The following is a 12,738-nucleotide window of genomic DNA, read 5'->3' on the forward strand; positions in this document are numbered from 1 at the left end:
TCACCTCACGACGCCGTCGGATCGAAGCGACTGCGCAGCCGGGTCGCCAGCAGGTTGAAGCCCACGACGGTGACGAACAGGGCGAAGGCCGGTGCGATCAGCATCCAGGGCTGGGTCTGATACAGCGCGGTGTCCTGGGCGTTGGCGATCATGGTGCCCCAGCTGGGCGTCGGCGGCCTGATGCCCACCCCGAGGTAGGACAGCGACGCCTCGGCAATGATGTTGGTGGGCAACTGAACCGCCCAGTAGATGACGATGGTCGGCAGGATGGTGGGCAGGATCTCGCGCAGGAGGATCCGACCGTGGGACGCGCCCGATCCGATCGCCGCCAGAACGTACGGCCTGGCCTTGACCTCGACGACCAGATTGCGCACCAACCGCGCGAAGTAGGTCCAGGAGAACAGGGCCACCACGCCGACCACCACCACCGCGGGGTCGACGAGCGTGCTGCCTGCGGTCCCCCGGTTGAGCGTGACGACGCTGAGCGCGGTGACGAGGAACGGAAACGCCAACGCGACGTTGGTCACTTCGGCGAGCACCGCGTCGACCCGGCCGCCGAAGTAGCCTCCGGTCAGCCCGACCACGACTCCGACGAGCATTGCGATGGTGGTCGCCGGGATGCCGATGGCCAAGGAGATCCTGGCGCCGTAGAGGGTTCGGACGAGGACGTCGCGGCCGCTGCCGTCGGCACCGAGCAGGAAGCCGTTGCCACCGGTGATGGGAAGACCCGAGGCGTCCAAGGTCTCGTCGGAGAACTGCTCGTTGGGACCGTGACCGACCAGCGTGGCGACGAGAGGAGCCAGCAGGGCAGCCGCGACGACCGCGCCGATCAGGACCGCGCCGGCCAGCAGGCCGGGATCGCGGAATGCGGCCCGCCATCGGCGTGTCACCGGCGCCGACGGTGGCGACGCCGCAGGCGCTGCGGCCTGCAGAAGTACTTCACTCACGACGCCCGCGCTCCGTCCAGGCGCGGGACGGCGTCCAACAACCGCCGCGTGTAGGCGGACTGCGGGTGGCCGAAGACGTCGGCCGTGGTCCCGGTCTCCTCCACACCGTCGGGCCCGAGCACGATGACGCGCTGGGCGATCGAGGACACGACGCCGAGGTCGTGGGTGATGAACAAGAATGCGGTGCTCCTGCGACGGGTGAGATCGGCGACCAATGCGAGGATTTCGGCCTGCGTGGTGACGTCCAGGGACGACAGCGGTTCGTCGGCGACGATCAGGGCGGGTGAGAGGACGAGAGCTCTGGCGATGGCGACGCGCTGCCGTTGCCCGCCGGACAGTTCGGCGGGATACCGGTCCAGCAGTCCGGGGTCGACGCGGGCGTCGGCGGCGGCTCGGTCGACGCGCCCCGGAATGTCGGATCGGGCGACGCGTTGGGCAATGAGGGGTGCGGCGAGCGAGGCCCGCACGGTGCGGCGAGGATGCAGGCTGGAGTACGGGTCCTGGAAGATCATCTGGACCGAACGACGGGTCTGGGCGGGCAGCCGTGGGACACCGTCGGCGAGGGCCGTCGGGAACGTCACGCCGTCGAGGCTGATGTCGCCGCTGTCGGCGTACTGCAGACCCGCCACGATTCGGCCGACCGTCGACTTACCCGACCCCGATTCCCCCACCAGGGCCACGATCTCACCCGTGCCGATGGTGAAGTCGAGTCCCTCGATGGCCGTGCGCCGCGCACCGCGGATGCTGGTGCGGTAGGACTTCGCGAGTCCGCGCACCGACAGCAGCGGAGCGGCCGCCTGCGTCGCCGTGGGCGGCGCGGGTGCGACGGCGTCGACGCCGTGCAACCGCGACGCAGCAAGCAGCTCACGGGTGTACTCCTCGCGAGGGGCGGCGAAGATGGCCTCCCGAGAACCTGATTCGACGACGAGGCCGTCCTTGACGACGACGACGTCGTCGGCGATCTCGGCGACCACGCCGAGGTCGTGGCTGACGAAGACGATCGCCGTGCCGTGGTCCCGCTGGAGTCTGCGCAGCAGTGCGATGATCCCGGCCTGGACGCTGACGTCGAGCGCTGTCGTAGGTTCGTCGGCGATGATCAGAGCCGGATTCAACGCCACCGCGATCGCGATCATGACGCGTTGCCGCATGCCACCGGAGAATTGGGCGGGGTAGGCCCGGTAGGCATGGCTGGGATCGGCGATGCCGACCTCGTCGAGTAGCCCCTCGACCCGCGCCCGAAGTTCACGTCGAGTCGCAGCCCGGTGGACGCGGAACACCTCCTCGATCTGCTTGCCGACGGTCTTGAACGGATGCAGATTGCTCTGCGGGTCCTGGAAGACGAAGCCAATGTCCTTACCGAGGATGCGCCGCAACGCCTTTGGTGACAGTGCCAGGAGGTCGTGGTCGTCGAACCGGACACTGCCGGTGACCTCGGCGTCGACGCCGAGCAGCCGAGTGGCCGCCAGCAGCGAAGCACTCTTGCCGGAACCGGACTCCCCCACGATCGCCAGCGTCTGGCCACGGTCGACGGAGAAGCTGAACGAGCGGACGGCGGATACGACCTGCCGTCCACGGGCGCGACTTCCGGTGTGGAGGGTCACGGCCAAATCGGTTACCTCGAACAGTGCCATGGCTAGAAGTACATTCCGGCGTGCGGCGCGGGCCAGGATCCGAAGAGCGCCTCGGCGGCGGAGAGGGCGGCGGTGTCGTGAACGTCGACCAGGCCGGCGAGAGCGAGATCCCCCCAGCGCACCCCTCCGAGCAACAGCGAGCCGAGCGCCGCCACGCCTACGGTCAGCTGCGGGACCGCCACGACGGAACGGACACCACGCCAGGAGATCTCGAAGGTGGCCGAATTGTCCGGGAGAATCTGGTCGTGCACCGCGAGGACGACCGCGCCGTCACCCACGAACGCCCGCGCCTCGAGTGTGGCGCGCACGTCGAGGACCCTCAGCCACGTCTCGTCCCGGGTGCCGGTGACCCGCGCCGCCCGGCGATCATTCAGCAACCAGGGCAGCGGGTCGTCGAGCGGAAGCGACGTGAACACCAGCTTGTCGACCAGGTCGAGATGCAGGAGGAAATGGAGCAGACCCAGGTAGGCGCGACGAGTCGGTGCGTGAAGGTCGTCGACCACCACGGTCCGCTCGCCGCTGGTGAACCACCCGTCGGTGCCCACCGGGTGGTAGCGCACGAAACCGGTTTCGGCCCCCGGCTCGCCGATGAGCCCGACATGGCGTGGCGCCGAATCGCCCTCGGCGCGCAGGCGTTGGTTCTCCCACCACACCGCGGGCCGATCGATGGTGCCGGCTCGGACGGCTCGCGTGCGGTCGTAGATGCGCGGCAATGCATCCCACGCCACGGTCGGATCAACGAGGCGGACCGCATCCCCAGGCGGTACGCCGGCGCGCAGGGCAGCCCGCGCGGTGAGGACCTCCACCGTTTGCGAGGTGCTTGCCACGCCGTATCCGAAGCGTTCGTAGATCGTGGCCTCCGACGCCCGCAGAGTGGCGACGGCCTCTCCCCGGTTCCGCAACTCGACCAGCTGCCGCGTCAAGAGGTCCGAGGCGATGCCCCGGCGGGTGTGCGACGGCAGGACGCCGACGTGGGTCACGGCCGCGTGGGCGACGCGCCGGCCCCCGGGGAGCGTCAACGTGCTCGCTGCGGAGTCCGTGGTGGCCACCAAGTTTTCGTCGACGAACGCGCCGAGCGTTCGACCCGGTTCGACGAGCTTGCCGACCCTCTCCTGCTCGGCTCCGTTCAGTGGTCGAAAGCCGACCATGGCCGCACGAAACACGTTCGCGGCGGCGACGAGATCCGGCTCGTCGCTCAGGACGCGGATGTCTGCACTCATCGGATGGCGGCTTCGTGACGCCGTGCGAGCCGGGCCCGGCGATGGATCGCGGCGGGATGGTCGTCGGCGACGTGGTCGCGCCCCGTGAGTCGGCGTCGCAGCGTGGCCGCCGTCGTCGGCCGCGGCCTGACACGTCCCCGCCGGTCGAGTTCGGGGACGACGAGCTCGGCGAAGTCACGGTAGCTGTCCGGGTTCACCACGCCGATCAGGTTGATTCCCTGCGTGTCGGTGGCCGCCAACCAGGCCTCGAGGTCGTCGGCCACGGAGCCGGGAGTGCCGACGATGGTGTGTGAACGGCCGAATCCCGTTGCCGGAGCCAGTGCGTCGCGCAGCGTCCAGTCCCTGTCGGCCGCGGAGAACATCGACAGCAGGGAGCGGTTGGAGTCGGTGTCGTGATGCGAGATGACACCGTCGAGGTCGTGGTGCGAGAAGTCGACGCCGGTGCTCGCCGAGTAGTGGGCGAGCGCTCCCTCGACGTCGAAGAAGGACTTGTAGTCCGCCAACTTCGCGGTGGCACCGCGTGCGGTGTCGTCGACGACGACGGCCACCGCACTGACGAAGTCCAGGGACCGCGGGTCACGGCCCTGCTCGGCCGCCGACGCACGGATGTGCGCGACGTTGCGGCGAATTCCGTCGGCGTCCGCGCCCGCGACGAACACCACCTCGGCATGGCGGGCGGCGAACCGCTGACCGCGAGGCGAACCTCCCGCCTGCAGCAGCAGCGGCGTGCGTTGCGGTCCGGGCTCGGAGAGGTGCGCGTCGGGCACGGTGAAGTACCGGCCGCGGTGGCCGATCGCGTGGACCCGGTCCGGGTCGGTGTACACGCCCGTGGTGGCGTCGCGCACGACGGCGTCGTCCTGCCAGGACGCCTCCCACAGCTTGAAGACCACGTCGAGGAACTCCTCGGCCCGGTCGTAGCGCTCGTCATGCGGAATCTGTTTGTCGAGTCCCAGGTTTCGGGCGGCGCTGTCGAGCTGCGAGGTCACCACGTTCCATGCCACCCGGCCCCTGGTGAGGTGGTCGAGGGTGCTGAACTTCCGTGCCAGCAGGTATGGATGCTCGTAGGTAGCCGACACGGTGACGCCGAACCCAAGATCGGTGGTGGCAGCCGCCAGCGCCGAGATCAGCAGGAGCGGATCGTCGACTGGCGACTGCGTGCCCGTCCGCAGCGAGGCGGCCGCACTTCCGGCGTAGGTGTCCAGGAGCCCGAGTGCATCGGCGAGGAAGAACATGTCGAAGCGACCGCGGTCGAGGATGCCCGCGAGTTCCACCCAATAGTCGACGGTGGTGTACCGATGGGTCTGATCGCGGGGATGCCGCCACAGCCCGTAGTTGACGTGGGATACCGAGTTCATGGAGAACCCGTTCAGGATGATCGGAGCTGGGTCTGACACGGCGGGCTCAGTTGCCCTGTCCGCCGCGGCCGCGAGCAGCCAGATCCGGGACGGGGTCCTTGCCGTTGATCAGCCAGTCACCGAGGATGCGAGCCTTGTAGACCCGGGGGTTGTGTGACGCCAGTGTCCGGGCGTTGCGCCAGTGCCGATCCAGCCCAAGGGTTTCCGAGACTCCCGAGGCACCGAGAGCGTCGAAGATGGTGGTGGTGGCCTGCAGTGCCGCTGCGATGACGACCAGCTGGGCCTGGGTCACCGCGACCTCGGCGTCGATCAGCCGCCGCCGGGCATGTTGGTCGTCGCCCTGGATGCGGCCCGCCACGATCGCATCCAACGTGCGGGTCGCCCGATTCAGTGCAGCCGAGGCCGCGAAGGCGTCAGCCGACACCGAGCCGATCACCTGCAGCAGTTGGGCGTCATCGGTGGGGGTCTCGGACAGGCCCTGCGGATAGTTCCGCCCGCGGGCCTTGAGCGCCGCACTGCCGTCGCGCAGTGCGGCGCGGGTGATTCCGGTCAGTACTGACAGCATCGCCGTCTGGTAGAAGTGCGCCTGGTAGCTGAACCGGTCCGCGGCGGGAAACACGTCGCCGGCGTCTGCCCGGACCCGGTCGTAGTGGGCCGAGCCGCTGCCGGTGGCGCGCTGGCCAAAGCCCTTCCAGTCGTCGGTCAGGGTCACCCCGGGATCGTCGGCGCGCACCAGCGCGGTCCACAGTTCGCCGTCGTCGCCGCGACCGAGGACGTCGAGCCATTCGGCGTAGAGGCTGCCGGTCGCATAGTATTTCGCGCCGCTGACAGTCCAGTGGTCGTCCTCGACGGTGACCGTCGACGCCAGCTTCGCCAACGTCACATTGTTGGCCTCGGTCCATCCACCGCCGACGAACGCCCCCGCCAGGAACCGTTTGATCCACGTGTCGTTACCGTCCGACACTGGCGCGTTGAGCCGATCCTCGACGAAGGCCAGGTGGTTGCGCCAGATGTGCGACACGTTGGCGTCCGCCTCGCCGAGTTGGGCCAGCAGCTCGAAGGTCTGCTCGAGTGAGGCGCCAAGGCCGCCATGGCTTTCAGGGATCCGCAACGTGCCAAAGCCGGCGTCGTTGAGCAGGCGCACCTGCTCGAACGGGAGTGCGCGGTCGCGTTCGCGTCCAGCGTTGCCCTCGGCGACAGCCGCGAACACCGGCGCGAACTTGGCGGTCAGCTCGCCGTCCGAGGCCGTGGGTGCGGCCAGATACGTCGTCTTGACGGTCATGTGGTGACTTCCGTGTGATCGATGCGGTAGGCGGACTCGTGTTCGACGGCCACGTAGCCCAGCCGTTGGTACAGCACGTGGGCCTTGCTGCGGTTGTCGACGTCGGTGCCGAGCGAGGCGACTCGAAGACCCCGCCGCAGCGCCTTGAGCCAGACCTTCTCGAGCAGCAGTTCGGCGATGCCTCGCCGGCGGTGGTCGCGGTGTACTCCGATGTAATCGGTGTGCGCGCTGACCTCTCGTGTCGGGGCCGCCCCCGCGGTGTAGGTCGAACCCAGCACGTACCCGATCACGTGATCGTCGTCGTCGACGGCGGCGAGGCTGAAGTCGGGCGTGAACGCCCGACTACCCAGATGGTGCTCCCACTCCTCCGGTGTCTTGGACATGTTGCCGAAGTGCTCGTCGAAGGTGTCGTACTGCAGTCGCCGGACGCGCTCCGACAACCCGCCTTCGAGTACCTGCGTCCAGTCGAGGACCCGAACACCGTCGACGGATGCGGCGTCCAGCGATGCGGGATCTTCGTCGCCCAAGGGCTTTCGAGTGCGGATGAACTGACCTTCCCGGCGCGCACCCCGTCGACGCAGCGCGTCGATCACCCGGCCTTGGTCCGAGCCGATGAACACCCGCAGGTACGCACCGGCAACGGTGTGTGCCTCGACGTGGAAGCGGTCCACCGTTGCGTCGACGAGATCGTCGACTACCTGGTCGGGGGTCGCGGGATCGAAGACGAAGTCGGCGATGAGTTCCGGTTCGACGCCGTGCGTTCGATGTAGGGCGGCGTAACCGCGCACACGGTCCGATCCGTCGACGACCGCCACGGCATGGTGGCTGGAGGCCAATTGTTCTGCGACGTCGCGGGAGTCGGCAGCGAACTTGCGGCCACGCAGCCCATCGGTGGTGGCGAGGAAGTCCGCGATGCGGGCGTGGTGCGCGGTGGTGAGCGGCACCGCCGACCAGTTCCGAACGGTGCGGTCGTCGAGGAGTGTCACGGCGCGATCCGTTCGTCGTCGCGGGGCTGCGAGCCGCCGTCACCTGAGCGGCCCGCCAGCACCGCCTCGATGCCGTCGTCGGCCAAACGGCGCTGCTCCTCCTCGGACAGGGTCTGGATGGTGCCCACCCGCTTGGCGACCTCGGGCCTGGTGCGCTTCAGATGGAGATACCACGCGACCGCGACCAACAGGAATCCACCAAAGACGAAGGGCAGCACGTTGAAGGGATACTCCGGCACCGGGTAGAAGTTGCTGAAGATGACGTAGGCCAGACCGAGCGTGGCGGCGGCCGACACCACCAGGCGGCCGGGTGTCAGCGCTCCGATCCGTCGCAGCCAGATCGGCGTCGCGACGACCACGAGCAGATAGCTGACGAGGAAACCCCAGTTGGCGACGTAGCCGCCGTACACGTCGAATACCAGCCGCCCTGCGGTGCTGAACGTCGCAACCGTGGCGAATACGAGTGCCAGTACACCGACGAACACCACGCCCACCCAGGGAGTTTCGTGCGTCGGATGCACCTTGCCGAATACCTTGGGCAGGGCACCCTCCCGACCAAAGGTGAACAGCGATCGCGCCGCCGCGGTGATCACGGCCGTCACGAAGACGATGAATGCGATGCCCACTGCGACGCTCACGACGTAGTTGACCCACGACACGCCGACGGTGTCGGCGAGCTGCGGCAGCACCGCCTTGTCACCGTCGATGGCGCCGAAGTGCAGGATCTGCGGGTACGTGGCGAAGACGTACAGCACTCCGATCAGCAGCACCACCCGCAGCAGCGAGCGAGCGATGTTGCGGTGCGGGTCCTTGGCCTCTGCCCCGAGTGAGGCGACACTTTCGAAGCCTGCGTAGGAGCCCACCGCCGTGACGGCGGCGATGAACGTGGCGCTGCTGCCGAGATGACTGAGGTTCCACTGCTCCCAGTCGATCCGCCAACCGTAGGCGACATAGGAGCCGACGATGATGACCAGGATCGACGCAATGGCGATCAATTCGAAGGCCAGCTCGTACTTGGCGGTCACCGCAACGCCGCGGTACGGCAGATACACCGCGGCGGCGACCACCACGACGACCAGCAGTAGTCGAAACCAGGCCGACTGGGATCCGAGGCCGATCGATTCGAGGAACGAGTCGAGGTAGAGCACGCCGCCCAGCGTTCCGGTGACCGCGAATCCGATGTATCCGAACAGCAGGCTGAAACCCGCTGCAAAGGCGAAGCCGGGCCCGAGACCGTTGCCTGTGTAGGTGCCGAGGGATCCCGAGGACACGGTGCGCTTGGCCTGGAAGCTGATGGTGGTGGCGATCAGCACCACGATGACGAGACCGACGATGGCTGCCCATGCCGCCCCGCTGCCCGCGGCGACGAACAGGGAGAAGGGCACGACCGCGACGGCCACGCTCGGGGCCGCGGCAGCCAGGCCCTGGGCGAAGACGCCCCAGGGCCCCAGGGCGTCCCGTTCCAAGCCAGCGGCTTCGGGGGTCGACGTAGTGGACATGATGCCTGCCTCTCTGAACCGGCCCTCAAGACAGCAGGGACCGTCCCGTGCACCTGTAATTCGTTGGCGCGCGGGTAGTTAACGTTCTGTTGACGTGACCGTCACATTGCCTGGGAAGCGCCCGTTCGTGCAGTCATACGCTCGGCGAGATTCTTTCTCGCGCAGCACTCGAGCGAAACCGTGCTCCAGGGTGGTCCGCCGGCAGCTGTGCTGCGCCGCCGGGAAAGAGTCGCTGCCGCAGGGTCCCCGGTTCGGCTGCCTCCGGCAGGCGCCCCCGTCGTCGTAGGACCGGCACGAGGTGTTCGGCGACGTCGACGAAACTGCCCGGTGTCACGTGATAGGCGACGTTGAACCCGTCGACGCCCGTGCGCTGTGCGTACTCCTCCAACTCGTCGGCGACGGTGCGACCCGACCCGACGAAGAGACGACCACCAAAGCCACCGAGCCCGCCGACGTAGTCACGCAACGTGATCGCGCGCTGATCTCCGGCACCGTCGACGACGGACAGGATGGAGCGGCTGGCATCGGTGTCGAACGCCCTGATCGGCTCGTCCACTCCGTACTGCGACCAGTCCACGCCGCTCAACGCGGACAGAAGCACCAGTCCGCCTTGAAGATCGTGATGGGCAGCCAGATCGCGGGCCTTTGCGTGGGCCGCCGAATCCGTGCTGTCGGTGACGATTTCGACCGACGTGATGAACTTGACGGAATCCGGGCTGCGTCCGAGCTCGGCGGCGCGGCGGCGTACGGCGTCGACGTTGGCGCGCAACACCTCCGGACGGGGGTCGCTGGCGAACACCACCTCGGCGTTGCGTGCGGCGAACTCACGTCCCGCGGGCGACGTACCCGCCTGCAGCAGGACGGGTGTGCGCTGCGGCGACGGTTCCACCAGATGGGCGCCCGGCACGCTGAAGTACGTTCCCTCGTGCCCGATCCCGTGCACCTTGGACGGATCGGTGTACACCCCCGACTCCCGGTCGCGGACCACCGCGTCCGGTTCCCACGACCCCTCCCAGAGCTTGTAGGTGACTTCGAGGAACTCCTGGGCGATGGCATAGCGTTCGTCGTGGGCGATCTGCCGGTCACGACCGATGATGTTGCGCGCCGCACTGTCCAGCAGGGAGGTCACGACGTTCCACCCGACGCGCCCACCGGTCAGATGGTCGAGGGTGCTGAACTTGCGCGCCAACAGGTACGGCGTCTCGTAGGTGGTGGACACGGTGACGCCGAAGCCGAGGTGCGAGGTGGCGGCGGCCATCGCCGAGATGGCCAGAAGGGGGTCGGTGACGGGCGTTTGCACGGCGTGGGCCAGTGCCGCCGAGGCGTCCCCGCCGTAGACGTCGAGTTGGCCGACCGCGTCGGCGATGAAGAGCATGTCGAAACCGCCCGCCTCCAACGTCGTGGCGAGGTCGACCCAATAACGGACGTCGGTGTACTCGGCCGTGCGGTCGTCGGGATGCCGCCACAGCCCGTAGTTGCCGTGCGAGACGGTCGACATCGTGAACGCCGACAGGATGAAGGGCGAGTGGGTCACGCGGAGCGCTCGAACCGCTGCGGCACCGCCAGGCCGAGATGGTCGCGCAGTGTCGTGCCGACGTACTCGTGGCGGAACAGACCACGCTTGCGCAGCAGGGGAACCACCTGCTCGACGAAGTCCTCGAACTGGCCGGGCAATCCGGAATCCTGCAGGACGAAGCCGTCGCAGGCCCGTGAGGTGAACCAGTTCTCGATCTGGTCGGCCACGTGCTCGGGTGTGCCGACGACGCTGGCGCCCCACCCGTTGACCGTGCGGTAGAGGAACTCTCGCACGGTCGGAGCGTCGGCGGCCAGCGCGCGATAACCGGCCAACGCCGTCTGGTGTGTCTCGGTGGTGTCGGGGAAGGCCGACGCCGGAACGGGCCCGTCCAGGTCGGCACCGGTGACGTCGACGTCGACCTCGAGCAGCCAGCCCGCTTGATACTCGGGGCTGAAGTATTCGTACGCGCTGCGCTCGATCCTGTTCACCTCGTCGTCGGTGGACCCGACGATGAACCTCAGCGACGGAGTGATCAGGGGGGCGGTGGCGCGCCCTCGACGACGGGCCTCGTCGTGGATCCGACGGTAGAAGTCCTGCGCCTGCTCCCTGGTGCCCTGGCCGGTGAAGATCACCTCGGCGTGCCGCGCGGCGAATACGCGACCGGTCGACGACGACCCAGCCTGAAAGAGGACAGGTCGCCCCTGGGCCGACCTGGCCGCACCGATCGGACCCCGCACGTCGAAGTGTGGCCCGTGATGATCGGCGACGTGGATGTCGGCGACGTCGTTGAAGATCCCCGACTCGCGGTCCTCCAGGATGGTGCCGGTGCCCCAGCCGTCCCACAATGCGCGGACCACGTCGAGTGCCTCCTCGGCCACGAGGTACCGGTCGTCGTGGTCGACTACTCCCCGAGCACTGAAGTTGTGGGCGGCCGCCTCGGCGAAACTGGTGACCAGGTTCCAGCCGGCGCGGCCGCCGCTGAGATGATCGAGCGAGAGCAACTGCCGAGCCAGGTGGTACGGATGAGCAAGGGTCGCCGAACCCGTGACGACGAGGCCGAGGCGCTCGGTCACCGACGACAGGGCGGCAGTGGTCGTCAGCGGCTCGAAGTCCTCGGTGGTCTTGTACGGCCACGTGGCAGGTGGACCGAAGTTCAGTCCGTCGGCGAAGAACAAGGCGTCGAGCCCACCGGCCTCGGCAACCCTCGCTCTGTCGAACAACCGGCGCCGCACCCCCGCCGTGCTGTTGTCGAGCCCGGGGTGGCGCCACGGCCCGGCTGAGCGAGTGTTGCCGAAGGCCAATAGATGCAGTTCTCTGGGCACGTCGCCAGAATCTACTCCGCCACCGAGACGGAACGGCCAATTTAACTAGCCCAGAACGTAATTCATCACGTCGCGTCGGGGAAGTGGACCGGCAGCACCGATCCCTTGTACTTGTCGTTGATGAACTTGGCCACGTCCTCGCTCTCCAGGGCCTTGTTCAGCGCGACGATCCGCTTGTCGTTGGCCAAGGCGTTCGGCAGCACCAGGACGTTGACGTATGGGTTGCCGTTCTTGGAGTCTTCGAGCTTCAAGGCGTCGGTCTTCGGCGTGAGGCCGACCGCCAAGGCCGAGTTCCCCTGAAGGACGGCCGCGTCGACGTCCTGAAGCTGGCGAGCCATCTGGACGTTGTCCGATATCTTCACCAGGTTCGGGATCAGGTTCTTGGGATCGGCCGTGACGTTCTTCTCGTTGATGAGCAGGTCGTCACCGGCCAATGCCCCGCCGTCGTAACTGCGGTCGAGGGTGATCAGTCCGGCACTTTGGAGCAGGAAGAGCCCGCGCGCGAAGTTCGTGACGTTGTCGGGAATGCCGATCTTGGCGTCCTGCGGGATGTCGGCGATCGAGCGGAATCGCTTGGAGTACAACCCCTGGGGCTCGATGTGGACCTTGGCCCCGACCTGTAGATCGGTGATGCCGCGTTGCTTGGTGTCCGCCTCGAAGAACGGGATGTGGTCGATGTAGGTCGCGTCGACGTCACCGTGATGCACCACGTCGTTCTCGTCGACGCCCTCTTCGGCGATCTTGATGTCCAACGTCACCCCGTCGGGTAGCTGCCCGGCGTCGACGATGTGTTGCAGGATCTCCGAGTGCGGCCTGTTCTCGGCCCACACCCGCAGTGGCTTGGAGTCATCGGTCCACTTGCCGGCGGCGTCATTCGACCCGGATGAGCACGCACCTAGTGTCGTCGTCGCCAAGAGCAACAGTCCCGCCACGATCTTCGCGGTCTTGGTGGATCTCTTCAATTTCTTTTCCCTTGTTCT

Annotated in this window: 10 protein-coding genes; all 10 read right to left on the reverse strand. The window is 67.7% G+C overall.

What is annotated here, in order from left to right:
* Window positions 1-5: 5 nt before the first annotated feature.
* The gene (locus H7K45_RS26340; protein ID WP_263999033.1) at window positions 6-947 is read right to left on the reverse strand and encodes an ABC transporter permease; all 942 of its coding nucleotides are present in this window, start codon (window positions 945-947) and stop codon (window positions 6-8) included.
* Window positions 944-2,578: a dipeptide ABC transporter ATP-binding protein gene (locus tag H7K45_RS26345; RefSeq protein ID WP_263999034.1), complete on the reverse strand. Its 1,635-nt coding sequence runs from the start codon at window positions 2,576-2,578 to the stop codon at window positions 944-946. The genes H7K45_RS26340 and H7K45_RS26345 overlap by 4 nt, the downstream gene beginning before the upstream one ends.
* A gap of 2 nt (window positions 2,579-2,580) precedes the next feature.
* Window positions 2,581-3,798 carry a GNAT family N-acetyltransferase gene (locus H7K45_RS26350; RefSeq protein ID WP_263999035.1) on the reverse strand — a complete coding sequence of 406 codons (1,218 nt, stop codon included), beginning with the start codon at window positions 3,796-3,798 and terminating at the stop codon, window positions 2,581-2,583.
* Entirely contained in the window at window positions 3,795-5,192 is a 1,398-nt protein-coding gene (locus tag H7K45_RS26355; RefSeq protein WP_263999036.1) for an NtaA/DmoA family FMN-dependent monooxygenase, read from the reverse strand. The genes H7K45_RS26350 and H7K45_RS26355 overlap by 4 nt, the downstream gene beginning before the upstream one ends.
* A 7-nt stretch (window positions 5,193-5,199) precedes the next feature.
* Window positions 5,200-6,435: an acyl-CoA dehydrogenase family protein gene (locus tag H7K45_RS26360; protein WP_263999038.1), complete on the reverse strand. Its 1,236-nt coding sequence runs from the start codon at window positions 6,433-6,435 to the stop codon at window positions 5,200-5,202.
* Window positions 6,432-7,421 carry a GNAT family N-acetyltransferase gene (locus H7K45_RS31595; protein WP_263999039.1) on the reverse strand — a complete coding sequence of 330 codons (990 nt, stop codon included), beginning with the start codon at window positions 7,419-7,421 and terminating at the stop codon, window positions 6,432-6,434. The genes H7K45_RS26360 and H7K45_RS31595 overlap by 4 nt, the downstream gene beginning before the upstream one ends.
* On the reverse strand, window positions 7,418-8,920 hold the full coding sequence (locus H7K45_RS26370; protein WP_263999040.1) for an APC family permease: 1,503 nt from the start codon (window positions 8,918-8,920) through the stop codon (window positions 7,418-7,420). The genes H7K45_RS31595 and H7K45_RS26370 overlap by 4 nt, the downstream gene beginning before the upstream one ends.
* A gap of 133 nt (window positions 8,921-9,053) precedes the next feature.
* On the reverse strand, window positions 9,054-10,454 hold the full coding sequence (locus H7K45_RS26375) for an LLM class flavin-dependent oxidoreductase (RefSeq protein WP_263999041.1): 1,401 nt from the start codon (window positions 10,452-10,454) through the stop codon (window positions 9,054-9,056).
* On the reverse strand, window positions 10,451-11,758 hold the full coding sequence (locus H7K45_RS26380) for an NtaA/DmoA family FMN-dependent monooxygenase (protein WP_263999042.1): 1,308 nt from the start codon (window positions 11,756-11,758) through the stop codon (window positions 10,451-10,453). Before H7K45_RS26380 ends, H7K45_RS26375 begins: the two co-directional genes overlap by 4 nt.
* A gap of 65 nt (window positions 11,759-11,823) precedes the next feature.
* Complete coding sequence (locus H7K45_RS26385) at window positions 11,824-12,720, reverse strand: MetQ/NlpA family ABC transporter substrate-binding protein (RefSeq protein ID WP_263999043.1); 897 nt, start codon at window positions 12,718-12,720, stop codon at window positions 11,824-11,826.
* Between the last annotated feature and the right edge of the window lie 18 nt (window positions 12,721-12,738).

The sequence above is a fragment of the Mycobacterium yunnanensis genome, from assembly GCF_025823185.1.
GTDB lineage: Bacteria > Actinomycetota > Actinomycetes > Mycobacteriales > Mycobacteriaceae > Mycobacterium > Mycobacterium yunnanensis.